28 protein-coding genes, 4 tRNA genes and 2 pseudogenes are annotated in these 23,065 nt (G+C 73.2%); 24 read left to right on the top strand and 10 right to left on the bottom strand.

Features of this window, described 5'->3' with window-relative positions; genetic code table 11:
• Nucleotides 1–3: 3 nt before the first annotated feature.
• The 4 genes from KCH_RS19620 (at nucleotide 4) to KCH_RS37530 (ending at nucleotide 3,988) form a co-directional block, all read left to right on the top strand.
• The gene (locus KCH_RS19620) at nucleotides 4–924 is read left to right on the top strand and encodes a phage tail family protein (RefSeq protein WP_035864684.1); all 921 of its coding nucleotides are present in this window, start codon (nucleotides 4–6) and stop codon (nucleotides 922–924) included.
• Nucleotides 925–937: 13 nt separating this feature from the next.
• Complete coding sequence (locus KCH_RS37535) at nucleotides 938–2,155, top strand: hypothetical protein (RefSeq protein WP_051653236.1); 1,218 nt, start codon at nucleotides 938–940, stop codon at nucleotides 2,153–2,155.
• Entirely contained in the window at nucleotides 2,152–3,249 is a 1,098-nt protein-coding gene (locus KCH_RS19610; RefSeq protein WP_035864683.1) for a hypothetical protein, read from the top strand. Before KCH_RS37535 ends, KCH_RS19610 begins: the two co-directional genes overlap by 4 nt.
• Nucleotides 3,250–3,418: 169 nt before the next feature.
• On the top strand, nucleotides 3,419–3,988 hold the full coding sequence (locus tag KCH_RS37530; protein WP_051653235.1) for a hypothetical protein: 570 nt from the start codon (nucleotides 3,419–3,421) through the stop codon (nucleotides 3,986–3,988).
• Here the strand turns inward: KCH_RS37530 and KCH_RS41485 are convergent.
• On the bottom strand, nucleotides 3,985–4,155 hold the full coding sequence (locus KCH_RS41485; protein ID WP_157032113.1) for a hypothetical protein: 171 nt from the start codon (nucleotides 4,153–4,155) through the stop codon (nucleotides 3,985–3,987). The genes KCH_RS37530 and KCH_RS41485 overlap by 4 nt on opposite strands.
• On the opposite strand from KCH_RS41485, the gene KCH_RS19600 reads away from it, so the two are divergent.
• From KCH_RS19600 to KCH_RS19575, 7 genes and pseudogenes are all read left to right on the top strand, one after another.
• The gene (locus KCH_RS19600; RefSeq protein ID WP_157032112.1) at nucleotides 4,142–4,456 is read left to right on the top strand and encodes a hypothetical protein; all 315 of its coding nucleotides are present in this window, start codon (nucleotides 4,142–4,144) and stop codon (nucleotides 4,454–4,456) included. The genes KCH_RS41485 and KCH_RS19600 overlap by 14 nt on opposite strands.
• A gap of 112 nt (nucleotides 4,457–4,568) precedes the next feature.
• On the top strand, nucleotides 4,569–4,742 hold the full coding sequence (locus KCH_RS19595) for a hypothetical protein (protein ID WP_157032111.1): 174 nt from the start codon (nucleotides 4,569–4,571) through the stop codon (nucleotides 4,740–4,742).
• Nucleotides 4,743–4,753: 11 nt separating this feature from the next.
• A pseudogene (locus KCH_RS47240) lies at nucleotides 4,754–5,119 on the top strand (CHAP domain-containing protein); the annotation flags it as partial.
• A gap of 173 nt (nucleotides 5,120–5,292) precedes the next feature.
• Nucleotides 5,293–5,388: pseudogene (locus KCH_RS47235) on the top strand (peptidoglycan-binding domain-containing protein); the annotation flags it as partial.
• Between the two features lie 117 nt (nucleotides 5,389–5,505).
• Complete coding sequence (locus KCH_RS44655) at nucleotides 5,506–5,757, top strand: hypothetical protein (RefSeq protein WP_035864678.1); 252 nt, start codon at nucleotides 5,506–5,508, stop codon at nucleotides 5,755–5,757.
• Between the two features lie 26 nt (nucleotides 5,758–5,783).
• Nucleotides 5,784–6,011, top strand: coding sequence for a hypothetical protein (locus KCH_RS42610; protein WP_167573916.1), 228 nt, complete (start codon nucleotides 5,784–5,786; stop codon nucleotides 6,009–6,011).
• Between the two features lie 88 nt (nucleotides 6,012–6,099).
• Nucleotides 6,100–6,294: a hypothetical protein gene (locus KCH_RS19575; protein ID WP_035864676.1), complete on the top strand. Its 195-nt coding sequence runs from the start codon at nucleotides 6,100–6,102 to the stop codon at nucleotides 6,292–6,294.
• Between the two features lie 81 nt (nucleotides 6,295–6,375).
• On the opposite strand, the gene KCH_RS19570 is transcribed toward KCH_RS19575, so the two are convergent.
• Together KCH_RS19570 and KCH_RS19565 are read right to left on the bottom strand one after the other, a co-directional pair.
• Nucleotides 6,376–6,846 (bottom strand): NUDIX domain-containing protein, encoded by a 471-nt coding sequence (locus tag KCH_RS19570; protein WP_035864674.1) that lies wholly within the window; start codon nucleotides 6,844–6,846, stop codon nucleotides 6,376–6,378.
• On the bottom strand, nucleotides 6,833–7,600 hold the full coding sequence (locus KCH_RS19565; RefSeq protein WP_035864672.1) for a transcriptional regulator: 768 nt from the start codon (nucleotides 7,598–7,600) through the stop codon (nucleotides 6,833–6,835). Before KCH_RS19565 ends, KCH_RS19570 begins: the two co-directional genes overlap by 14 nt.
• Before the next feature lie 337 nt (nucleotides 7,601–7,937).
• On the opposite strand from KCH_RS19565, the gene KCH_RS19560 reads away from it, so the two are divergent.
• Nucleotides 7,938–8,144 (top strand): hypothetical protein, encoded by a 207-nt coding sequence (locus KCH_RS19560; protein WP_035864668.1) that lies wholly within the window; start codon nucleotides 7,938–7,940, stop codon nucleotides 8,142–8,144.
• Here KCH_RS19560 and KCH_RS46645 read toward each other — a convergent pair.
• From KCH_RS46645 to KCH_RS19545, 3 genes are all read right to left on the bottom strand, one after another.
• The gene (locus KCH_RS46645; protein WP_084223760.1) at nucleotides 8,135–8,368 is read right to left on the bottom strand and encodes a helix-turn-helix domain-containing protein; all 234 of its coding nucleotides are present in this window, start codon (nucleotides 8,366–8,368) and stop codon (nucleotides 8,135–8,137) included. The genes KCH_RS19560 and KCH_RS46645 overlap by 10 nt on opposite strands.
• Before the next feature lie 270 nt (nucleotides 8,369–8,638).
• Nucleotides 8,639–8,711, bottom strand: a tRNA-Lys gene (locus KCH_RS19550).
• Nucleotides 8,712–8,832: 121 nt separating this feature from the next.
• Nucleotides 8,833–9,504, bottom strand: coding sequence for a nucleotidyltransferase domain-containing protein (locus KCH_RS19545; RefSeq protein WP_035864666.1), 672 nt, complete (start codon nucleotides 9,502–9,504; stop codon nucleotides 8,833–8,835).
• Between the two features lie 248 nt (nucleotides 9,505–9,752).
• Here KCH_RS19545 and KCH_RS19540 point away from each other — a divergent pair, with 248 nt between their 5' ends.
• A complete protein-coding gene (locus KCH_RS19540) occupies nucleotides 9,753–10,970 on the top strand; it encodes a DNA glycosylase AlkZ-like family protein (RefSeq protein ID WP_051653233.1) in 1,218 nt (405 codons plus the stop codon).
• Here KCH_RS19540 and KCH_RS19535 read toward each other — a convergent pair.
• Nucleotides 10,937–11,551: a transglutaminase-like domain-containing protein gene (locus KCH_RS19535; RefSeq protein WP_035864663.1), complete on the bottom strand. Its 615-nt coding sequence runs from the start codon at nucleotides 11,549–11,551 to the stop codon at nucleotides 10,937–10,939. The genes KCH_RS19540 and KCH_RS19535 overlap by 34 nt on opposite strands.
• Nucleotides 11,552–11,652: 101 nt before the next feature.
• Between KCH_RS19535 and KCH_RS19530 the strand changes: the two genes are divergently transcribed.
• From KCH_RS19530 to KCH_RS19520, 3 genes are all read left to right on the top strand, one after another.
• Nucleotides 11,653–12,405, top strand: coding sequence for an SDR family oxidoreductase (locus KCH_RS19530; protein WP_035864662.1), 753 nt, complete (start codon nucleotides 11,653–11,655; stop codon nucleotides 12,403–12,405).
• 142 nt (nucleotides 12,406–12,547) lie between these two features.
• The gene (locus KCH_RS19525; protein ID WP_051653232.1) at nucleotides 12,548–13,249 is read left to right on the top strand and encodes a tyrosine-protein phosphatase; all 702 of its coding nucleotides are present in this window, start codon (nucleotides 12,548–12,550) and stop codon (nucleotides 13,247–13,249) included.
• 113 nt (nucleotides 13,250–13,362) lie between these two features.
• Entirely contained in the window at nucleotides 13,363–13,662 is a 300-nt protein-coding gene (locus tag KCH_RS19520) for a hypothetical protein (RefSeq protein ID WP_035864660.1), read from the top strand.
• A 7-nt stretch (nucleotides 13,663–13,669) separates the two neighbouring features.
• Here the strand turns inward: KCH_RS19520 and KCH_RS19515 are convergent, their stop codons facing one another.
• Nucleotides 13,670–14,482, bottom strand: a complete 813-nt coding sequence (locus KCH_RS19515; RefSeq protein WP_035864659.1) for a TIGR02452 family protein — start codon at nucleotides 14,480–14,482, stop codon at nucleotides 13,670–13,672.
• A gap of 113 nt (nucleotides 14,483–14,595) precedes the next feature.
• Nucleotides 14,596–16,848: a DEAD/DEAH box helicase gene (locus tag KCH_RS19510; RefSeq protein ID WP_051653231.1), complete on the bottom strand. Its 2,253-nt coding sequence runs from the start codon at nucleotides 16,846–16,848 to the stop codon at nucleotides 14,596–14,598.
• Between the two features lie 949 nt (nucleotides 16,849–17,797).
• Between KCH_RS19510 and KCH_RS19500 the strand changes: the two genes are divergently transcribed.
• From KCH_RS19500 to KCH_RS19485, 4 genes are all read left to right on the top strand, one after another.
• Complete coding sequence (locus KCH_RS19500) at nucleotides 17,798–18,139, top strand: metallopeptidase family protein (protein ID WP_035872809.1); 342 nt, start codon at nucleotides 17,798–17,800, stop codon at nucleotides 18,137–18,139.
• A gap of 106 nt (nucleotides 18,140–18,245) precedes the next feature.
• A tRNA-Glu gene (locus tag KCH_RS19495) sits at nucleotides 18,246–18,318 on the top strand.
• Nucleotides 18,319–18,360: 42 nt separating this feature from the next.
• Nucleotides 18,361–18,434 (top strand) — tRNA-Asp (locus tag KCH_RS19490).
• A gap of 27 nt (nucleotides 18,435–18,461) precedes the next feature.
• Nucleotides 18,462–18,535, top strand: a tRNA-Phe gene (locus KCH_RS19485).
• Nucleotides 18,536–18,585: 50 nt separating this feature from the next.
• Here KCH_RS19485 and KCH_RS19480 read toward each other — a convergent pair.
• Entirely contained in the window at nucleotides 18,586–19,620 is a 1,035-nt protein-coding gene (locus KCH_RS19480; protein ID WP_035864654.1) for a glycosyltransferase family 2 protein, read from the bottom strand.
• 499 nt (nucleotides 19,621–20,119) lie between these two features.
• Here KCH_RS19480 and KCH_RS19475 point away from each other — a divergent pair, with 499 nt between their 5' ends.
• From KCH_RS19475 to KCH_RS41465, 4 genes are all read left to right on the top strand, one after another.
• Entirely contained in the window at nucleotides 20,120–20,557 is a 438-nt protein-coding gene (locus KCH_RS19475; protein ID WP_063750292.1) for a helix-turn-helix domain-containing protein, read from the top strand.
• Nucleotides 20,558–20,652: 95 nt separating this feature from the next.
• A complete protein-coding gene (locus tag KCH_RS19470; protein WP_035864652.1) occupies nucleotides 20,653–21,129 on the top strand; it encodes a hypothetical protein in 477 nt (158 codons plus the stop codon).
• Nucleotides 21,122–22,354 (top strand): MAB_1171c family putative transporter, encoded by a 1,233-nt coding sequence (locus tag KCH_RS41470; protein WP_035864651.1) that lies wholly within the window; start codon nucleotides 21,122–21,124, stop codon nucleotides 22,352–22,354. The genes KCH_RS19470 and KCH_RS41470 overlap by 8 nt, the downstream gene beginning before the upstream one ends.
• On the top strand, nucleotides 22,351–23,040 hold the full coding sequence (locus KCH_RS41465; RefSeq protein ID WP_157032110.1) for a DUF2236 domain-containing protein: 690 nt from the start codon (nucleotides 22,351–22,353) through the stop codon (nucleotides 23,038–23,040). Before KCH_RS41470 ends, KCH_RS41465 begins: the two co-directional genes overlap by 4 nt.
• The last annotated feature ends 25 nt before the right edge of the window (nucleotides 23,041–23,065 follow it).

The raw sequence follows: 23,065 nt of genomic DNA, 5'->3' as shown, positions 1-23,065 counted from the left end.
GCCGTGGCCGGTGAACTCATCACCACCGACGGCCAGATCGAGTGGCGCGGCCTGCTCCTCGGGGAGCGATCCCCGTACGCGGGCCGCGTCCTGACCGGCTGGGACGACCTTCCGGCCCTGGACGACGGCACCGCGCTGCGAGCCCAGCAGCCCGGCGCCTGGCCCGGGCAGCTCCTCGCCCGCACCCGCGTGCTCACCTGGGACGCCCAGCTGATCCCCGAGACCCCCGACGACGACGCGCACTGGCCGCAGTACCTCGCGGCCCTGCGCGCCGTCACCGGCATCCGCCAGGACGAACAGCCCCTGATCGTCCAACTCGCCGGGGTCCGGCGGCTGATGATGGCCCGCATCACGGCCCGGCAGATCCCCGCCGACCAGCAGTACACGTGGGGCTACCCGAAGCTCGGCCTCGAATGGACCTGCTCCGACCCGCGCCGGTACGACGTCACGGAGCAGGCCGCCACCACCGCACTGCCCTCGGGCGAGGCCGGCCTGTCCTGGGGCAACCCCGAGACCGCGAGCGGCCTGTCCTGGGGCAACCCCGAGGCCGCGGGCGGCCTGTCCTGGGGCGCGCCGGGCAGCACCGGCGACATCACCGCCGCCAACCAAGGTGACGCCGACAGCCACCCGATCATCGAGATCCGAGGCCCCGTCACCAACCCGAGGATCTCCGTGCCCGGCACCGACCTGCTCCTCGAGTACGCGATCACCCTCGCCGCCACCGACACCCTGACCGTCGACACCTGGGCCGGAACGGTCACCCTCGCCGGCCAGGACCGGCTCGGCACCGCCACCGCCCGCTCCATCCCCGAGGGCGCGTTCGTGCTGCCCGCCGAGGACGTCACCACCATCTCGTTCCGCTCGGCGGACGCCGCGCCCACCGCCGCCAGCTGCACCGTGCGCTGGCGCAACGCCTACTGGTAGGAGGCCACCCGACATGACCGTACGCTCCGCGTGGCTCCTCAACCGCGATGTCGCCACCCCCGGCCAGAACCGCCAGGACACCCGGCTGTCCCCGCTCGGCACCATGACCCCGGCCGCCGCCGACCCGCTCACCAGCATCGGCGGCCTCATCCCCGGCCCCAACCCGTGCAACCTGACCATGTCCGGCATGAACTGGACCATCGGGATCGGCCGCGGCATCGCCCAGGGCACCAGCGCGCAGGGCGCCTACCCGATCGTCGTCACCGCCGGCGACACCGGCACCATCGCCCCCGGCCACGCCAGCCTCACCCGGATCGACACCCTGTGGCTGATCGCCCTGGACACCCTCGTCGACAGCAGCGGCAGCACCCTCGCCCGGATCGAGTACACCCAGGGCACCCCCGGCACCGGCAGCGCACCGACCGCCCCGGCCGCCGGCACCGCCTACCTGCGCCTGTGGGACATCAGCGTCCCCGCCGGAGCCAGCGCCGGCAGCCCGCCGAACTGGACCGGCCTCGGCCTGCTGACCGACCGCCGGACCTACACCGTCGGCGTCGGCGGCATCGGCGTCGGTGCCAACGGGTCGGGGGCATACCCCGGGCAGTACCGGGACAACGGCGGCCTCCAGCGCTGGGACGGCTCCTCCTGGCTCGACCGCCTGGTGCTCAACTCCGCCGGCCGGATCGTCATCGGCGGCGACACCGAGTGGTACCGCGACGCGCCCAACAGCATGCGGACGCCGGACCAGCTGACGGTCGACGGCAACCTCAACGTCGCCGGCGTCGGCCAGCGGCGGCGCGGCCGCGTTCCCTCCGACCAGTCCGTCCCGAGCACGACGATGATCGACGCCACCAACATGTCGTGGTCGGTCGTCGCGAACGCCGAGTACATCGTCACCGGTCTGATCGGCGGTGCAGGAACCACAAACGCCGACCTCAAGATCGGATGGTCCGCCCCGACCGGCGCGGACTTCGACTGGACCCCGACCATGCAGCCGAGCAGCGGCGCCGCGACCGTCGGAACAGTCATCACCGACCGCTCCACCATCGCGCAGACCCAACAGCTCGGCACCATCGGCACCGGCACCACGATGACCGCCATCATCAACGGATCTCTCCTCGTCAAGGCGACAGCCGGAACCTTCAAGATGCAGGTGGGGCAGGGCACTTCGGACGCGACCGCGTCCATCCTCAAAGCCGGCAGCTTCATCATGGTCGAGCGGGTCGCATGACGCAGTACTCGCTTCGACTGCACGAACTGCGCACCGACAAGCTCCTCGGGTACCTGCCGATCAGCGGCGTCACCTACGACGACTACATCGGCAAGAGCGGCTCGCTCTCCGGCACCATCCCCGCGCCGAACGCGACGATGGCCGCCACGGTCCAGAACATCCTCCAGGAGGGCCGCACCCTCGTGGACCTCCTCCGCGGCGGGCAGGTCGTCTGGTCCGGGATCGTGTGGACCGCGACCCCGACCGCCGACGAGCGGGACACCTACACCTGCCCGATCCAGGCCGCCACGATCGAGTCCTACTACCGCGACCACCTGCAACTGCGCGACGCCGACCTGACGTACACCAGCATCGACCAGCTGGCCATCGCCCGCGCCCTGATCGGCTACGCCGCGACCCGCACCGGCGGCGACCTCGGCATCGAAATGGACACCTCGCAGACCTCCGGAGTCCTGCGCGACCGGACCTACAGCCGCTACGACCAGCCCTACGTCGGCCGCATGCTCGACGACCTGGCCGCCGTCGACGGCGGCTTCGAGTGGCGCATCACCCGCTACCAGGACGCGGCCGGCGCCCGGCACCGGGTGCTCCGCCTCGGGTACCCGAGGATCAGCATCGGCACCACCGACCTACCGCTGAAGAAGCCCGGCTTGCTCTCGGCGCACTCGATCCCGCGCGACGCGACCGCGATGGCCACCTGCTGGCAGTCCCGCGGGTCGAGCAGCAACTCGAACCAGGCCGCCGCCACGGTGCCGCTGCTGTCGACCACCCTCACCGACACCGCGGCCATCGCCGCCGGCTGGCCCCTCCTCGACGGCTCGTCCGACTACCCGACCGTCACCGACCCCGCCACGCTCAGCGCCCACGCCCAGGCCGACCTGGCCCGCTTCTCCCGCCCCGTGGCAATCCCTCAGATCAGCGTGCTCACCGGATCGATCTCCCAGCCCGAGCTGGGCAGCTACATCCGCGTGAGCATCCGGGACGCCTGGTACCCGACCGGCTACAACGCCCGCTACCGCGTCATCGGCCTGCGGTGCACGCCGGCCGAGCGCGGCCGCCCCGACATGACCCAGCTGTTCCTGGAGGCCGCCTGATGCCCAACGTCCCCGAGGACATCGGCGACGTCCTGCGCACGATGCAGGCCCAGATCCGAGAGCTCCAGGGCCGGGTCAACACGCGGCCGGCGCTGAACACGGTGACGGGCGGCGGGGTGACGATCACTCAGGGCGGCACGCTGTCCGTGATCACGCCGGCGGCCAGACGGTGCTGTACGTCGGCGCGATCGGCCCGAGCCATCCGGACGGGACTCCGCAGTACGGTGTGGTGTTCCGGCGCGAGGACGGGTCCGCCGCGCTGGCCATCTGGGACGGCGCGGGAGCGTCCCCCCAGCCGATCGCGGTCTGGGACCGCGCCGGGAACACGATCATCGCGGACGACAGGGTCAGCGGACAGGGCCTCGCCCGGCCGTACTTGTCGACCGACGCCTGGTTCGGCGCGACCGAGGTCCCGGCGTTCACGACCAGCAGCACCTCGTTCACCACGCTCCAGCACATGGTCTGGTACAAGCAGCACCCGCGGGTGGAGGCGAACTTTCTGGTGCGCTGCTCGGACGCCACCACCTCCGGACAGATCCAGCTGATCGACGACAACAACGTGGTCGTCGCCGGGCCGGTGAACGTGGCGGCCGGCGCGTACTACTGGGACGCCGTCACCGGCACCGTGGCCGGCGGGCACGAGGCCAGGTTCAACCTGCACTGGCAAGCCCGGGTCACCCCGGGCAGCACCGGCAACATCGGCGTCAAGGGGCTGAGCACCTTCGGCATCCAGTCCTAGTGCTGGGCGTACGGGTCCTCGGTCGCACCGTTCGACGGCGGCGGCGCCATCGACGGGTAGGGGCCGTTGTCGACGCTGCCCGTGCCGCCGTTGTTCTGGCCGGCGGTCGCGGCCGGGGGCGGCGGGGTGGTCGGGTCCGGCTCGGTCGGCGTCGTGGGTGTGCTCATCGTGCTGCCCTTCTTCGTCGTGCTGGGTGTCGGGGCCGCGGTGGTGGCCGGCGCGGTGGTCGCGGCCGGCGGGTCGCTCGGGACGGAACTGGCGGACGCCGACGGGCTGCTGCTCGGGCTCTCGCTCGCACCGGGGCTCGGGCTGCCGGTGACCACGACGTCGGCAGTCTGCACCTGCTGGGTGCTGCTGCTGTCCCCGCCGGTCCCCAGCGCCCAGGCCCCGCCGCCGATGCCGAGCACCGCCACCACCGACGCCGCGATCGCCGCTGTCTGCCTGCTGATCCGGATCGCCATCTCGTAGACCCCCCTTGGCCGTTGGTGCCCACCACGGTACCGCCGCGACCGACACATCTCCCTTACACCACCCGAGTTGGCGACGAATTCGCACGCTCGCATTCCGATTGGAGGACTACATGATCGACCCCCGACCGACGGAGCCCGACGCGGGCGACATCCCGATGCTGCTCGTAGACACCGGCAATGGCCCCACCAACCCCGCGGAGGGCCAGCTGCTCGCCGAGCTGTTCGGGCCACCCAACGCGCAGGGCGTGTACGGCGCCCCGACCTTCGAGGGGAGCACGCAGTGACCGTCGACAGCATGATCCGGTCCGCCGAAGCCTGGCTCGGCACCGGTGAGCCGAACACCATCCAGTCCTGGTACCGGGACCGCAACGGGGCCGAGTACAGCGGCAACTTCGCCTGGTGCGACGCCGCGATCACCCGCTGGTCGGCGGACGCCGGCGAGTGGCAGGCGGTCTGCCTCGGCGAGGACCGGCCGTACACCCCGGCGCATGCGCAGGCGTTCGCCGACGCTGGCCAGTGGACATACAGCACCGGTGGGATCCGACGCGGCGACATCGTGTTCTTCGACTGGTCGATGAGCGCGCCGTGGTCCGGACGCATCGGGAACATCGATCACGTCGGCATCGTCACCGACGTGCTGCCCGGCGGCCAGGTCGCGACGATTGAGGGCAACACGGCGGACGTGTGCGCCCGCCGGATCCGCGGACCGGAGGTCATCGTCGGCTACGGCCGCCCCGCCTACACCCGGCCGCGCAACCCCCGCCCCGCCACAGCGCTCCGCGCCGGCACCGTCCGGCCCGCGTTCCCCGGCCGCCTGCTCCGCTCACCTCGCCGATGCTGCACGGGGACGACGTTCGCCAGTGGCAGCAGCGGATGCGGGACCGCGGCTGGAGCATCGCCGTCGACGGCTGGTACGGCCCGGCGAGCGCCACGGTCGCGCTCCGATTCCAGGCCGAGAAGGGCCTCGCCGCGGACGCCATCGTCGGCCCGCACCTGGGACGCCGCCTGGAACGCACCCATCACCCACTGATCGAAGGGAAGTTGACGATGCAGGACTCGACCCGCCGCACCATCCGCACCACCGTCCAGACCGCGATCACCGTCGCCGCCCTGCTGCCGCTGATCGTGGACGCCGCCCGGATCCCCGCGACGCTCCCGTGGGTGGCCGGCGCGCTGACCGGCGCTGCCGCCCTCACCAGAGTGATGGCGCTCCCCGCCGTCAACCGACTGCTGCCGAGCTGGCTGCGCCTGGCCGCCGACCCCGACGCCAAGGCGCTGCGCCAGGCGGTGCGCGAGTGACCGCCCCGCCGGACCCCGGAGTCGCTGTGGCCCTGGAACTCGCGGAACTTCGCCGGTCGGTGGACGTCGGCAACGCGACCACGCAGGGGCAGCTCGCGCTCCTGGTGCAGCGCACCGACCAGACCGATCGGAAGATCGACGACCACGAAACCAGGATCGACCAGTTGGAGCGCAAGGCCTGGATCGCCACCGGTGCGGGCAGCGTGCTCGGCACGATCGGTGGGTACCTCGCCTCGTACTTCCTCGGCCGCTGAACATCCCCGCCCCGCCCGGCTTCGTGCCGGGCAGGGGCGGTTTCGTCGTTCTCGGCGTGGCGGCCCTCGGTGCCGCGAGGATGGCGCCATGGACATCACGCCTGCGGATCCCCGGGATCAGCACATCGCCCAGCTGCGGGCCGCGCTGGAGCGCGCCGTTCCCGAGCTTGCTTTCGCCGCCGGCCAACTGGCAGCCGACGATGAGGCCCAGGCGGAACGCCTGCTGGCAGCGGCCGACCACCTGACGGCCACCCTGGAACGCACTGCGCCCCCTCAAGCCTGATCGGCTGTCAGCCCCGCTCGGCTTCGGCCGGCGGGGCGGTTTCGTCATGTCGGGGTGCTGACCGTTCGGTGCGGACGGCAGTCAGCGCACGACGGGAATCCGGCCGGACCGCCAGTCGGTGATCCGCTTGCGGATGCTCGACACCATCGGCAACTCGTCGGTCTCCTCTGGTGCGAACCACGCCACCTCGAACGACTCATCGGAAACGCGGAGGTCGCCGCCACCGACCGGCCGGCCGAGCAGACAGATGCTGAACTCCTGGCGGACCTCGCCGTCGTCGTAGGCGAAGACGTGGCCGGGGTTGGTGTAGGTGCCGACAATGCCGACGATCTCGATGTCGAGGCCGGTCTCCTCGCGGGTCTCGCGGATCCCGCAGTCGGCCAGGGATTCACCGAGGTCCATCTTGCCGCCGGGCAGGGCCCACATGCCGTTGTCGGTGCGGCGTTGCAGCAGAACGCGGCCGCGCTCGTCGACGACCACCACCGAGGCGGCCGGCACCAGCGAGTTGGGCTTGGGGGCGTTCGGGTCGTCCTCGTAGTCACGCCTGGGCATCGGCCACCTCCGTCGTCGGGATCGTCCACACATCGCGCCCCTTCGCCCACAGGTCTTCAACGTGGCCGGCGAAGCGGTCGAACACACCGTCGTCCTGGGCCCGCCGCAGGTGCATCATCGGGGCGTCATGGCCGATCCTGCCGGGCAGCAGAGGCGTGACGATCATGTCGTCGTCGAACCGGAACACCGACAGCGAGACGTGTCCGGTCTCGTAGCGGGCCTCGATGTCCGTGCCCCGCAGCTTGGCCAGCTCGGACAACGTCACCTCGATCCGGGTCGACAGCGTGAGCGGCACGTCCTCCTCCAGCTCTCGTTGGCGGGTCACGGGAGAGGACGGGTCGCCGATGATGAAACGGACCCTGCATCCTCGCTCGGCCTTCCTGCGGAGGAGTTCACCGAACTGCGCTTGCTCCAGCCACAGGAAGTAGTTGGTGTAGCCGGCGAACGTCAGCTCCCGCTCCGCCCCGGCGATCAACTGCCGCCACAGCGAGGTGGGCGCCGCGGACCGGTACGGGTACAGCTGGACGAGTTCACGGTCGGGGCCGCTCTTGACGAGCTGCTGCACGGACGGCCAGAGCACGGTCTCCTCCTCGTCGAGGGCCCGGCTCACCGCAGCACGGTGGCGGGCGTGAGGCACGCGCGAGGCGTTGCCGATCCACCGACTGACCGTCTTCGGGTCCACTCCGCACGCGCGCGCGATCTGGGACTCCGTCATATTCGCACGGGCCATAGCCTGCCGCAGGACCTCGTTCACGGGTTCGCCTCTCTGGTCTGCAAGGACGAGTCAAGGTGTACCAGTCGAACGTCCCAAACGTCCCTGAAACGTGGTGTGTTCGTCCCGACGACTGGCCGACCATCGTCATGCCGGGGCACTGTCCGGCACGGAACGATCGGCAGGGAGTCGAACATGAGCAAAACACTTCAGCGAGGCGTTCGACCCCGGGCGGGCGCCCGGACGAGGCTGGCGAAGGCAGGCCGTACGTCCCGTGCCGAGGCTGCGACCGATGCCTCACCGGTACCGGCCGCGACGTCGACCCTGCCGCCTCCGACTGCTGGGCCGCCCACCTCGACGCGGCCACCCGGAGGCGGGCATGAGCAACCAGGACGCCACCGGCTACTACCGCGTCGACCTACTCCGTGCGCTTACGGACGGCACACCGATCTGGGGCGTGCGCCGGCCGGACGGCACCTGGCGGACCGAGATGGGGGCCGAAGAGATGCACGTCCGCCGGGACCACGCGGAGCACTCGGCCGCGCAGCTGAACCAGATCAACGGGCTCGCGCCCGCTCAGCCGTAGAACAGCCGCCAAGTCTCAACTCTCAACGCCCGCGCCAGGGCAGACAGGTCATCGACGGTAGGCGGGGTGACCGCACGCTCCCACTGGCCCACCGTCTGCCGATCACGGCCGATCGCCTCAGCCAGACGCTCCTGAGTAAGCCCTCGCTGGTGTCGCAGGTAGCGAAGCCGCTCCGCGACCTCGCGACGTTCCTGCAGTTGACGGGCATCTGGCTGAGGCTGCACCCCTTGACGCTCACGCGCCGATGGTCGAAAGTCTGTATACCAAACCCACCGCTAGCTCGAACTCCAGTTCGATGACGCGGCCGAAGGGCTGCCACCCCGACGCCGTCCGAGACACCCCGCTCCACCAGCGCGACGCACGACCGCAAACCCGCCTCCGAGACCCGTCGGGCCAGCAGGGGGCCAGCAAAGGCCCCAGTGACCCTCCCTCTCACCTCGCGTGAAAGCCCCTCACCTACCGAATGCGGCTGGTGAGGGGCTTTCATGTTCCGGTGGGCCGCCAGGGGCTCGAACCCTGAACCTACGGATTAAAAGTCCGCAGCTCTGCCAATTGAGCTAGCGGCCCGCGGCAGGCGTGGGCCTCGTGGGACAGCGCCTGCCGGGGTGATCCTACCTGGTGCCCGGCGGGAGATGGCCAGCGGATTACCGGGCGGGTCGCGGGGACGCGGGCGGCAGTCGACGGGCAGTCAGGCGGCGGGCAGGTGGGCGGCGCGGACCCGGCGGAGCCAACTCTCGACCGGGCGTTCGTCGGGCTCGGCCGGCAGCACGCCGGGGCGGTCGAAGCGGGTCTCGGCGTCGGCGAGCAGCGCGATCGCGTCCTCGGGCCGCCGGGCGTAGCGCTCGCCGAGGGCGCGCACCTCGTCCGGGTCGGCGAGCCGGATCTCCAGGCGCCCGGTCTCGTGCAGGGCGACGCCCTGGCGGACCAGCCGGACCAGGTGCCGGGCCTGCTTGGCCGCGCGGGCGAGGCCCGCGGTGTCGCCGCGGTCGCGGGAGCTGAGCTTGCGGAACTGCTGCCGGGCGTAGCCGAGGTACGCGCCGCGCACCGCGGGCCCGCTCAGGAAGGACTCCCGGAGACCGATCAGCTCCTCGCCCAGCGGCGTCCGGACCTCGTACAACTCCTCGGGCAACCAGACCAGTTCGGAGGCGGTGGGGTTGCCGGAGAGGGCCAGCCGGCACCACTTCGCCGCCTCGTGCAGGGTGCGGTCCGGCGCGGTGGTGACGTGCGACTCGACGGGCCGGTGCAGGCCGTGGAAGGCGACGGTCGGCGCGGCGAACAGCCCGAGCCGGTCGAGGTCGGAGCCGGCGTGCGCCAGGCCGTACGCGGTGGAGCCGACGATGCCGGAGAGCAGGACGTGCACGGTGGGGTCACCTCCTTGGAGCGGTCCCCGCAGTCTCGCCCCGAACGACCCGTACACGCGAACGAATTCCGGCCGGTCCGGAGCGGTTCCGAGCAGTCCGGAGCGGTTCCGAGCAGTCCGGAGCGGTCCGAGCGGTCCGAGCGGTCCGGAGCAGTCGGCGCGGGTGACAGAACCCGGCGTACAGGCCCTCCGACACGGCCACGCCGCCGGTGCTCGGCCGGGCCGCCCGCCGCGCCGATACTGACGGCATGGCGAACGGCGAGATCCCGGCGGCGAAGCTCCGGGCCTGGTGGGCGCACCGGCAGTGGCTGGACGGCGGTGCGCACCGGGGCGCGTCCCCGGCGCAGGTGCTGGCGGCGACGGGCTGGGCGCGTTCGGTGGGCGGCGCGGCGCCGTACCTGGGGCTGTTCGCGCGGGCGGGGCTGGGCCGGGCGACGGTGGACGCGGCGGTCGCCGCCGTGGAGGTGCAGGAGCTGCCCGCCGCCCGCGGCTGTACGTACGTGCTGCCGGCGGAGGACTTCGCGCTGGGCCTGGCGGCGGGCGCGGGCGTCGCGGAGGCGGAGATCGCGGCGGCGGTGCGCCACCTCGGGGTGACCCGGGACGAGGTCGAGCAGCTCTGCCTGACGGTCTCCGAACTGCTGTCCGCCACCGAGCCGTTGGAGCCGCAGCGGATCCGCGCGCTGGCCGGTCCGGCGGCCCGTCCGCTGGGCGAGGCGGGCCGCCGGCGGGGCGTGTCGACCACGCTGCCACTGGCCCTGGGGCTGCTGCAGGCGCGCGGGCTGATCCGCCGGGTGCCGGTCAACGGCCGCCTGGACCAGCAGCGTTACGGCTATCTGCGGTGGGACCGGGCGGTGCACGGGGAGGCCGCCGACCTGGCCCGGCGCTACTTCTCCTGGGCGGCGCCCGCCTCGGTGCGGCACTTCCGCTGGTTCTCCGGCTTCAACGCGGCCACCGCGAAGGCCGCACTGGCCCCGCTGGACCTGGTGCGGCTTCCCGGCGCCGACCTGCTGCTGCCCGCCGAACTGGCCGAGGAATTCGACCGGTTCACCGTTCCGGCGGAGCCCGCGTACGCCCTGGTGGCGGCCGTCTACGGCCTGCACCTGCTGCACCGGGACCTGGCCCGGCTGATCGACCCGCAGGACGCCGACCGCTCCGTCCCGGCCTCCCGGACGGGTCGGAGCTTCGGCAGCGAGGCCGACCCGCCGACCCACCTGGTGGTGGACCGCGGCCGGATCGTCGGCCTCTGGGAGTACGACCCCGAACAGCGGGAGCTGGTGCACCAGTTGTTCGTGCCGATAAACGCCGCGCTGCGGGCCGCGATCGAGGCCACGGAGGTCTTCGTCCGCGAGGAGCTGGGCGACGCCCGGGCCTTCGGCCTGGACTCGCCGAAGAGCCGCGCCCCGAAGCTCGCGGCCCTGCGCACCGCCAACCGCTATGCCGCGCCCGGGAGTTCCGACGGCAGGTAGTCGAACCCGACGCCTCCGGGCCGGGCCCGGCGCAGGCCCTCCAGCAGCACCGGCGGCGTGGCCGCGTACACGGTCGGGTAGTGGTGCTCGCCGAGCGCCGGGTCGTTGGCCCAGGCGGGCTGCTCGCTGGCCGGGGTGGTGGCGAACTGCCCGTCCGCGCCGTTCCGGTTGCCCCGGCCGTCCAGCCGCACCCACCACGAACTTCCGGGCAGCAGCACGCCGTTGAGGCCGTGCAGCACCTCCAGCCGCTGGTAGCACAGGCCGGCCGGGATGCCGTTGGCGCGCAGCAGGGCGGCCAGCAGGTGCGACTTGCCGTGGCAGATCGCGTTGCCGGCGGCCAGCACGTCGGAGGCCCGGTAGGCGGCGGACCAGTGGCCGACGTCCGCCGAGTGGTCGATCCGGTCGCGGACGAAGCCGAACACCGTCTCGGCGGTCGCCACCGGGTCGGCCTGCCGCAGCGCGGCGGCGCGCTCCACCACGGCGGGGTGCAGGTGGTCGATGACCTCGTCGGCGGCCAGGTACGCGTCGAGGTCCGGCTGGTCGGCCCGGAGCGGGCCGTACGGGGAGACGGAAGGGTCCATGCCGGTGATGCTGCGCCGCCGACTCGTCCCCGGGCAAAGGCATTTCACCCCATGGACTACCGTCGGCGGCACGGGGATCCGTGGACGAAGGGACGGACGGCATGACGCAGGACGAGGTGCTGGTGGTCACCGGCGGCGGGCGCGGCATCGGGGCGGCCACCGCCCTGCTCGCGGCCGGGCGCGGCTACCGGGTGTGCGTCAACTACCGGGCCGACCAGGCCTCGGCCGACGGCGTGGTGGAGCGGATCCGGGCGGCGGGCGGCACCGCCGTCGCGGTGCGGGCGGACGTCAGCACCACCGCCGAGGTGGAGCGCCTGTTCGACACCGCGGAACGCGAACTCGGGCCGCTGACCGCGCTGGTGAACAACGCCGGCACGCTGGAGAAGCAGTGCCGGCTGGACGAGCTGGACGAGGCCCGGCTGACCCGGATCTGGGCGGCCAACATCACCGGCCCGTTCCTGTGCGCGGCCGCGGCGGTCCGCCGGATGTCCACCCGCTACGGCGGGCGCGGCGGGGCGATCGTCAACGTCGGCTCGGCGGCGTCCCGGCTCGGCTCGCCGGGCGAGTACGTGGACTACGCGGCGTCCAAGGGCGCGCTGGACTCGATGACCCGCGGGCTCGCGCTGGAGGTCGCGGCCGAGGGCATCCGGGTCAACGCCGTCCGGCCCGGGCTGATCCACACCGACATCCACGCCCTCGGCGGCGAACCCGGCCGGGTCGACCGGATCGGCCCGCACCTCCCGATGGGACGCGGCGGGCAGCCCGAGGAGGTCGCCGAGGCGATCCTGTACCTGCTCTCCCCCGGCGCCTCGTACATCACCGGCTCCTTCCTGGAGGCGGCCGGCGGACGCTGACCTGCCGACCACCGGCGATCGGCTCCCGGCGATCGGACACACAGACGGTCGGACGGGCGGACGTGAACATCGCGCGGTGCGCCGATACCGGTTCGGTCAACGCCCCGGCGTGCCGCCGTCCGCCGCGCCTACCGTGGGCGGCATGACCGAGACCGAAATCGCCGCCGCGCCGTTCCTCGACATCCCCGACGTGCTCAACCTCCGCGACGCCGGAGCGGGCGTCTACCGCCCCGGGCTGCTCTACCGGTCGGCGAGCCTCAACCGGCTCACCGACGAGGGCGCGGAGCGGCTCGCGGCACTCGGCATCCGGACGGTCCTCGACCTGCGCAGCAACGCGGAGATCGAGTTCTGGCCGGACCGTCCGGCCGGCCCGGACGTCCAGTACCTGCACCTGCCGATGCTGCCGGACCCGGCCACCACGGACCGGGTCTGGCCGGAGGACCAGGCGGCCCTCTACCCGTTCATGGCGGAGACCGGCGGCGTCGCCGTCGCCGCCGCCGTGCGCGCGCTGGCCACCGGCGCCCCGGTGCTGGTGCACTGCGCGGTCGGCAAGGACCGCACCGGCCTGACCATCGCCGTCCTGCAGACCCTGGCCGGTCTCCCGGAGGCCGCCGTCACCGCCGACTTCCTCCGCTCCAACCTGGGCCTCGGCCTGGACCGGGGGCCCGTCCCGTACCTGGACCAGGCCGGGGTGGAGCGCCTCTCCCGCCCGGTCGAGGCGGCGCACCTCACCACCGCGCTGGCCCGCATCGTGGAGCTCCACGGCACTCTCGACGCCTACCTGCTCAACCACGGCGCGACCGCGGAGGAGCTCGCCGCGCTCCGCGCGCTGCGCCCGGAGTGACCGGGGCCGGACGCCGTTCCCTGCCGCCGGTCCGGTCCGTCGGGCGGGTTACCGTGGGCGGTGCCCACCGGCCGGCCCGTACCGGCCGCCAGCCGTCCCGAGGAGTCCGTCCCATGGCCCGCTTCCCCGCCACTGCCGCCGTCGCCGCCGCCGGTCTGATCGGCGGTTACGCCACCGCCCGGTTCAGCGGGCGGCGCGAGCTGGGCGGCGCCGTCCTGGCCGCGGCCGGGACGACGGCCGCCGTGCGCTGGCACCGCCGCGCGGGTGCGCCGGCCGCGGCCGGCCTGACCGCGCTGTACCTGGCGGCGTTCGGCGGCTCGCATCCGCTGGCGAAGAAGATCGGCGCCTGGCCGGCCGTCCTCGCCGTCACGGGCGTGGTGGCCGCCGCCTCGGCGCTGGCCACCGGCGAGTAAGCACCCGTCAGGAGGCGAACCGTGCCTCGAAGGCGGCCCGGTTCGCGGAGGGGACGCTGCGGTCCCAGACCCCGAACACCACCCGGTCGAAGGCCGCGCCCCACCCGTCCAGGGCCTCGGCGAACGCGTCCGCGACCTCCGCCGGGTCGTTGCGGAACACTCCGCAGCCCCAGGCGCCCAGCACCAGTTCGCGCACCCCGTGCCGGGCGGCGACCGCCAGCACCCGGGCGGCCCGTTCGGCCAGCACCGGCCGCAGGTCCGGCGGTGTGCCGGGCGAACGCAGCGCCAGCTGGCCCGCGTTGGGGGCCGGCGAGGTGAGGAAGCCGACCCGGTGCGGGCGGGCCAGCAGCTCCCCGCGCCCGTCCCGGATCACCGGTACCCCGGGCGACCAGATCACCCGGTGGCTGTAGTGCAGGTCGGTGGAGGCGCGGTGCGCCTCGTAGTAGTCGGGGGCCTCCAGCAGGCAGCGGTACAGCAGCGCGGTGCGGCAGACGTCCTCCTCCTGGGCCTTGGCGCCGCGCAGGTACCCGCCGCCGGGGTTGCGCGCGGATGCGAAGTTCAGCACCGCGACGCTCTTCCCGCCGTCCTCGACCAGCCGCCGGGCGGCCTCCATGCTGCCCTCGCCGGTCACCTCGGCCGCGACGCCGAGCGGCCCGGGCCCGGCCCCGAACTCGGCCTCCGGCGGGTAGGACACCGTCCCGGCGCGGGCCTCGGCCAGGTCCTCGGCGATCCGCACCGCCGTCCCGTCGGTGCACCGGTACTCGCCCCGGTCGGCGATCTCCTCGTTCTGCGTGGCGAGTGCCCGCTGCCTGTTGCTCATGTCCGGCACGCTAGCGCCGACTCCCGCCCCCACCAACGGATTTACCCGCCCGCGCGAACGGGCCCGCCCCACCGAAGTGGAGCGGGCCCGGTCAGTGCGTCACTGCCGCAGCGTCAGTTCTTCCAACGCGGCTTGCGGTCGCCGCCACCGTTGTAGCCGCCGCGGTCCTCGCGGTTGAAGCCACCGCGGTCACGGTCACCGAAGGAACGGCCACCGCGGTCGTCGCGGTTGAAGCCACCACCCTGCGGACGGTTGCCGCGGTCACGGTCACCGAACGAACGGCCACCGCGGTCGTCACGGTTGAAGCCACCGCGCTCGCGGTCACCGAAGGAACGGCCGCCACGGTCGTCACGGTTGAAGCCGCCACGCTCGCGGTCACCGAAGGAACGGCCACCGCGGTCGTCACGGTTGAAGCCGCCACCCTGCGGACGGTTGCCGAAGGAACGGCCGCCACGGTCGTCACGGTTGAAGCCACCGCGCTCGCGGTCACCGAACGAACGGCCGCCCCGCTCCTCGCGGTTGAAGCCGCCACGCTCGCGGTCACCGAAGGAACGGCCACCGCGGTCGTCACGGTTGAAGCCACCACGCTCGCGGTCACCGAACGAACGGCCGCCCCGCTCCTCGCGGTTGAAGCCGCCACGCTCACGGTCACCGAAGGAACGGCCACCGCGGTCGTCACGGTTGAAGCCACCACGGCCGCCGCGGTCGTCGCGGTCACGGTCCCGGTTGTAGGCGGGGCGCTCGGTACGCGCCTCGCGGTAGGACGGGGTGCGCTCCTCGGTCGCCGGCGCGGCCTCGGCGGCCGGCTGCTCGGCGGTCTCGGCACCGGCCTCGGCGGTCGCCTCGTCCGTCTCGGGCTCGTCCTCGATTCCCAGCTCGGCACGCTCGCGGGCGGCGCGGGCGGCCAGGCGGTCGGCCTCCTCGCGCAGCTCGTTGGCGCGGCGCTGGGCGCGCTCCAGCTCACGGGTGAGCTCGGCGACCTCGCGCTCGGCGGCGCCGGCGATGCCGGACGCGCTCTCGGCCTGGACCTCGACCAGCGAGCGGGCGCCGGTGATCCGGGCCACCTCGGCGTCGAAGGCGTGGTCGAGGATGTGGCGCGAGGCGTCCACGCCCGCGTCCTCCATCAGGCGGAACACGCCGCGGCGCTGGTGCGGCAGCACCAGGGTGACGACGGTGCCGGAGCGGCCGGCCCGGGCGGTGCGGCCGGAGCGGTGCAGGTAGTCCTTGTGGTCACCCGCCGGGTCGACGTTCAGCACCAGGTCGATGCCGTCGACGTGGATGCCGCGGGCGGCGACGTCAGTGGCGACGACCACGTTCAGGTAGCCGTCCTTGAAGTCGCCGAGGACGCGGGTACGGGCGCCCTGGGTCATGCCGCCGTGCAGCGCGTCGGCCTTCACCCCGGCCTCCAGCAGCTGCTGGGCGACCCGGTCCGCGCCCATCTGGGTGCGGACGAAGATGATGGTGCGGCCCTTGCGGGCGGCGATCGCGTTGGTGATCGGTGCCTTGTCCTTGGGCTTCACGACCAGGATGTGGTGGGTCATGGTGGTCACCGCGCCGGCCGACGGGTCGACCTCGTGGGTGACCGGGCTCTTCAGGTAGCGCTTGACCAGGGTGTCGATCTCGTTCTCCAGGGTGGCGGAGAACAGCAGGCGCTGGCCGCCGGCCGGCACCAGGTCGAGGATCTCGGTGACCTCGGGCAGGAAGCCCATGTCGGCCATCTGGTCGGCCTCGTCGAGGACGGCGATCTCGACCTCGTCCATCTTCGCGGAGCCGCGGTTGATCAGGTCGCGCAGACGGCCGGGGGTGGCCACCAGCACATCCACGCCGCGCTCCAGGGCGTAGATCTGGTTCGACATCGAGGTGCCGCCGCAGACCACCTTCAGGCGCAGGCCGAGCACCGAGCCGAACGGCTCCAGGGCGTCGGCGACCTGCATGGCCAGCTCGCGGGTCGGGACCAGGATCAGGCCGCGCGGGTGCTTCGCCTTGGTGCGCTCGCCGCCCGCCAGGCGGGTCAGCAGCGGCAGGCCGAAGCTCAGGGTCTTGCCGGAGCCGGTGCGGCCGCGGCCGAGGACGTCCTTGCCGGCCAGCGCGTCCGGGATGGTCGCGGCCTGGATCGGGAACGGGGTGGTGACGCCGCGCTTGGCGAGCGCCCGGACGACCTCGTCGTGCAGGCCCAGGTCACCGAAGGTGATGGTGGGCTCGGCGTCCTCGGCGGCCTCGGCGGTCGCGTCGGCGTCGGTGTCGGTGGCGCCTTCGGTGAGCTCGGCGAGCTCCGCGTCCAGCGTGTCGGTGTCGAGGGAGTCGGTGTCGGCGGCGTCGGACCCGTTCGCGGGCATGGCGAAGCGGGCGTCGTCAACGAGAGACATGCAAAACCTTCCGGAAGTGGCACGCGCCAAAGTCCGGGGGTCTGTTGGAAATACCGCCTCTATGCGGTCAGCCACGGATCGCCGGAACGCGCCAAGGGCGCTCAAAGGTGTGAGGAGCGCCAGCCAAATAGGATCAAACGAACGATCTACCACCATAGGGGAGCCTGCGGATCAGAGGCAAATCCCCTGGCCAGCGCCCTCGAATCAAGGCTCCCCGGCTCCCTCCGGGCCGGGCTCCTCCCGGCGTCAGTGCGCGGACGTCGACTCGTGCGGCTCCGCGGACGTCCCGCTGGGCGCCGGCGAGGGCTTCACCGAGTGCGAGGGCGCGGGGCTGCTCGGCTGCGGCGCCGGCGAGGACGCGGGCCGCCGCCGGTCGGGGTGGCCGCCGGCGTGTCCGGGCCGGCAGGCGTGCCGGCCGGCGTGGGAGTGCCGACCACCGACCCCGGCACCTGCACCGGGGTGCCCGGGACGACGGCGGCCGGCGGCGTGGGACCGGGCGCGTGCCCGCCCGGGGAGGGCGCGGCGCCGGGTGACGCACCGTCAACGCCCGGCGTGCCGCCGTGCTCTCCGCGCGACCCGCCCTGGTGGCCGCCGGTGCCGACCCCGGCCTTGAGGGTGGTCGCCGTGGCGGCGCCGCTCGGCTTCACCTCGTCCGCCCCGTCGGGCGACTGCGCGCCCACCGACATGCAGCCGCTCAGTCCGAGCAGGGCGATCGCCGCCAATGCCGCCCTCGCCGCCACCCGCCGCTGCGCCGACCCAACCGCCATCACCGAGCCACCTCCCGCACGGCCCGCCAGGACCGCCACATCGTTCTCGGGTGCCCAACGCGCGTCCGCCCCGCCGGGACACGGGTGCCCGCCCACCATCAGCCTCGCCGCCTCCCGCCCGGCGAACCGGCCGGGATGACCTGGCGTCCCGTCAGCGGACCTCCGACAATGGGCGGGTGGAGATGACCAGGGACGAGTTCGAGGTGCTGGTGTCCGACGCGCTGGACCGGATTCCGCCGAAGCTGGCCGCGATGATGGACAACGTGGCGATCTTCGTCGAGGACGAACCCGACCCCGCCACGCCCGACCTCTTCGGCCTGTACGAGGGCATTCCGCTCACCGAGCGCGGCGAGTGGTACGCCGGCGTCCTGCCGGACCGCATCCTGATCTACATGGGCCCGACCCTCCGGCACTGCGACACCCGCGAGGAAGCCGTCGAGGAGGTCCGCATCACGGTGATCCACGAGGTCGCCCACCACTTCGGCTTCAACGACGACGAACTCCACGAGCTCGGCTGGTCCTGACCCCCGCCGCGCCCACCTCCGGAAACCGTTTTGGTGTTCCCGCCCGGCATCCCATATGCTTCTCGACGTCCCCGAACGCCGGATGATCCGGCCGGAAGGGCCGCAAGCCCTCATCGTCTAGTGGCCCAGGACGCCGCCCTTTCAAGGCGGTAGCACGGGTTCGAATCCCGTTGGGGGCACGCAGTACCGTAGTAAGGTCCTGTGCGGAGCAATCCGCATGAGGTCCCGTGGAGCAGTTGGTTAGCTCGCCACCCTGTCAAGGTGGAGGTCGCGGGTTCAAGTCCCGTCGGGATCGCTCGTCTCGCAAGAGACGGTGCAGTACGGCCAGGTAGCTCAGTTGGTACGAGCGTCCGCCTGAAAAGCGGAAGGTCGCCGGTTCGACCCCGGCCCTGGCCACCGCACAGAGAGAGCCCCCGAGCGCGAAGCGCTCGGGGGCTCTCTCGTGTTCACGGGGTGCGGCGGAGGGCCTTGCGGGTGTTGCGGACGCGGCGGTGGGCGCGTTGGACGGTGGAGAGGGTGTGGAGGCGGCCGGCGACGGTGAGGCGGTACTTGAGGCGGAGGACCGGGGGGAGGGTGGCGAGGCGGTCGGGGCCGATGGCGCTGAGCAGGCGGGTGACGTGGCGGTGGTAGGCGTGCCGGTAGTCGCGGTCGCCGTCGGGGACGGTCCAGAAGAACATCGGGATCTCCTCGACCAGGGTGTTGTGGTCGTAGGCCCGCAGGTGTTCGCGGAAGGCCGGGTCGGCCTGGTCGAGCAGCCAGCCGCGGACGAGTTCGATGGAGCGGACCCGGTCGGCCAGGCCGCGCGGGTCGGTGCGCCGCTGGGTGATGGACCGTTCGCCGTCCTCGCGGATCCGCCAGTGGTAGACGGGTTCGGAGAGCACGTCGACGTGCTCGGCGAGGAAGTGGTGCGGGACGCTGACGGGCGCGTCCTCGTAGAGCATGCCTTCGGGGTACTCGAGGCCGGCCGCGGTCCAGAAGGCGCGGCGGTAGACCTTGTTCCAGGCGGTGCGGTCGGTGACCAGGGCGGGCAGTTCGGAGACGTGGGTGCGCAGCCGGGTCTCGGCGAACGGCCGGCGGTGGGCGTGCGAGGGTTCGAGGCCGGTGGTGCGCAGCCGGAGGGCGTTGCCGGCGGCGAAGTCGGAGCCGGTGTCGTCCAGGGTGGAGATCATCAGCCGGTAGGCGTGCGGGGGGAGGGTGTCGTCGCTGTCGACGAAGGCGAGGTACTCGGTGGCGTCGGCGAGGTGGCGCACGCCGGTGTTGCGGGCGGCGCCGAGTCCGCGGTTGGGCTGGCGGACCAGGCGGAAGCGCGGGTCGCGGGCGCAGTACTGCTCGGCGATGTCGGCGCTGGTGTCGGTGGAGCCGTCGTCCACCAGGACGCATTCGAAGTCGGTGAAGCTCTGGGCGGCGATCGAGTCCAGGCATTCGGCGAGGTACCGCTCGACGTTGTACACCGGGACGACGACGGAGAGTCGGGGGGCCATCGGCTGCGCGGCCTTTCGGGCGGGGCGCGCCCGAGTGGTGCTGGCGGACGGGCGCCGGGCGAGGTCGCGGGAAACGTACCGACGCGGAACGGCCGCTCCGGAAACGGAAAGTGACGCCCCGGCAGCGCGGTGGCGACGTCCGCTTCGTGGGGGGAGCGCGCCCGGGGAGTTCGTGCGCCGGGCGCACGGCGTGGAAGCAACCACACGCCTCGGCCCGCCAGGTCCGTCCGGGCGGAGGCACGCGCACGCCACCGCCCGCCCCGGGGCGGGAGTGAACGAGCGCCGCTGCCCACCCCCGTGGGGCAACGGCGCCCGAGCATCAGGATGCCGATCCTGCCGACCCCGGCCACGGTGTGTCAACTATCGTGGATTCAAGAGTGACGATCGGGCGCACGGAGTGGCCCTCCCCCACGATTTCGGCACGAATTCCCCAACGATCGTGCAGAACGGGGCGATCGAGGGATACGCCCAGGGGTACGGACCATCTATGATCCGGCACATGCCCACGGAATCCTCCCGCGCCGAAGCACCGGACTTCGCCAGTCGCTTCCGGCGCCTGATAGCGGTGATCTACCCGAAGGACCTCGGCCGGCCCTGGCGGGACTCCGAGATCGCCGAAGGCACCGGGCTGAGCGGCACGTACATCGGCAACCTGCGCAAGGGCACCCAGAAGCCGAGCCTGGAGAACGCCGTCCGGATCGCCAAGTTCTTCGGCGTCCCGCTGGACTACTTCTCCGACTCGGAGACCGCCTGCGCGGTCGAACGCGACCTGCGCAAGATCGAGGCGCTGCGCGACGCACGGGTGGAGCGGATCGCCATGCGGGCGGCCGGGCTGCCGCCGGAGATGCAGGACGCCGCACTCACTATTGTGGAGCAGTTGCGGCGGGCGGTCGGCCTGCCCGCCGGCCAGCCGGACGAGGCCGGCCCGGTGACGTGACGGAGCGCCAGCAGGTGCCGCTGGGACACTGGCGGCTTCCGGAGGGGGTCGACGTGCGGGGTGTGGGAAGCGGGCTCGGTCGGACCCGCCGCCGGATGCGGGCAGTTGCGCGCGAGCTGCGTCTGCCGCCGCTGAGCACCGTGGAGGAGCTGTGCGGGGCGGTCTCCGCGCACCTGGACCGGCCGATCCGGATCGCCCCGCGCCGGATGCGGGTGGGCGAGCCGTCCGGTTTCGTGGAGCGGCTGCCCGCCGAGGACGTGATCCACGTGGAGCAGGAGACCTCCGGGCTGCACCGCGCGCACATCGTCTGCCACGAGCTGGCGCACCTGCTGTGCGGGCACCTGAGCGAGCCGGCCCGGGCGGACGAGGACCCTTCGCTGGTCGAACTGCCCACCATCGACCCGGAGATGCTCCGCCTGGTGCTGGGCCGCTCGCACTACGACGACATCGCCGAGGAGGAGGCGGAGGTGCTCGGCGCCGAGCTGATGCGCATCCTGGTGCTCGCGCCGGGCGCCGGCACCACCTCGCAGCTCGCCCCCGCGCTGGAGCACCGCAAGGGGCAGCATGTCTGAACTGCCGTACAACCTGGTCTATTTGGGTATCGGCAGCGCCGCCTGGGTGGTCGCGGGGCTGAAGCTGCGGGCCTGGCGGCGCGACCCGTCCTTCGGTCTGCTGGTGGTCGCGCTGGCGATCGCCTCCCCGTCCACCGCGTTCCTGCTGGCCTCGCCGCTGGTGTACCGGGCGGTCGGCCACGTCACCGGTGTCGGCAACCTGGCGACGCTGTTCGTCTACCTGGGCATCGTCGGGTTCTCCGCGGCCGCGGTGGTGCTCGCGCTGGTCTGGACGCCGCCGGAGGAGCGGGTCGGCGCCGAGCGGTGGGCGCCGCTGGACGACCGGCTGCGGCAGCGGGTGCGCCGCCGCACCGCGGTGTTCGCCGCGCTGGTGCCGGTGCTGGCGGCGCTGTTCCTGGCGGGCGGCCCGTACCGGCCGGAGACGCCGCTGACCTTCGACACCACCTTCGCGCCGCGGGCGGCCACCGCCCTGTTCCTGATGCTGTACCAGGGCCTGTTCGCCTACGCGCTGATCGACATCGGCCGGGTCTGCCTCGGCCACGCCGCCCGGCTCCCGGCGGGCTGGCTGCGCCGCGGCATCCGGCTGCTGGCCGCCGGGGCGCTCACCGCCTGCGGCTACGTGGTGTGCAAGCTGGCCGCGATCGCGCTGGCGTACTTCGGCCTCGGCGGCGCCGAGTGGCTGAGCACGGCGCTCGGCCCGGCGTTCGCCGCGCTCGGCGCGGTCGGCATCACCCTCGGCTTCGCCGGCCCGGCGGTCGCCGCCTGGACCCGCCGCCGCAGCGACTTCCGGGCGCTGCGCCCGCTGTGGGACTTGGTGTACCGGGCGGACCGGCGGCTCGCCCTGGAGGGCCCGCCGTCCCCCGCCTGGCGCGAGCGCGCCGCGCTGCGCGACCTGGAGTGGCGCACCACCCGGCGCGGACTGGAGATCCGCGACGGGCAGTTGACGCTCCGTCCGTGGATCGACCCGGCCGCGGTCGGCCGTGCGGAGCGGTTCGCCGAGCGAGCCTCGCTCGCGCCGGGCGAGCGGGACGCGCTGGTGGTCGCGGCCGCGCTGCGCTCCGCGGTCGACGGGCTGACGGCGGGGGCGGTGCCGAGGCCGCGCGAGGAGCAGCCGGTGCTGCCGGGGCTGGACACCGATCCGGCCGAGGAGCGTGCGCACCTGGTGCGGGTCGCGTCGTTCCTGCGGTCGCCGTTGCTGGAGCGGGCGTTGGCCGAGCGGTCGTGACCGTCGAGCCGCCCCGGGACGCGTTCGCCGCGCTGGTGCTGCACCGGGCCCCGCAGCGGGCCCGGGTCGGGCTGACGCTCGGTTTCGTGCGCACCTTCGCCGTCCCGGAGATCGCCGGGGTGCTGGCCGGCACCGGGAGGCTGGCGTCCGCGCCGAAGGCCCGGGCGAAGGCCACCGGCGCGATGATGTTCGCCCTGATCGGGCACGGGGTGGACAGCGAGCCGGGCCGGGCGATCGTCGCCGAGCTCGCCGCGATGCACCGACTGCCGGGTGTGGAAGCCGAGTTGATGCGCTACGTGCTGGCCTGTTTCACGGTCTGCCCGGTGGAGTTCACGGCCCGCAACGGCGGGGTGTCGCCGGCCGAGCGGGCCGCCGCGTTCGCCTTCCAGGCGGCGCTGGCCGACGCCCTGGGGCTGCCGGCGCTGCCCGGTCCGGGGCTGGATTCGATCGCGGCCTGGATGCGGGAGTTCGAGGCCGCCCGGTTCGCTCCGAGCCCGGCCGGCCGGGCCCTCTGGGAGGCCGTCTCCGGCCTGTTCGCGGCCCGGTTGCCGGGCCCGCTGGCGCGGCACGCCCCGGCGTTCGCCACGGCCCTGCTGGACGCCCCGCTGCGGGCCGCCTTCGACGTCCCCCGGCCCGCCTGGCCGCTGCGCGCGGCGGCCGCCGCCGTGTTCCGGCTGGCCCGTTGACGGGCCGTCACCTCCGAGCGGAGCG

This window comes from Kitasatospora cheerisanensis KCTC 2395 (assembly GCF_000696185.1).
Classification (GTDB): Bacteria; Actinomycetota; Actinomycetes; order Streptomycetales; family Streptomycetaceae; genus Kitasatospora; species Kitasatospora cheerisanensis.
The sequence above is the reverse complement of the archived record's forward strand: the minus strand, read 5'-3'. Positions and strand labels throughout refer to the sequence as shown.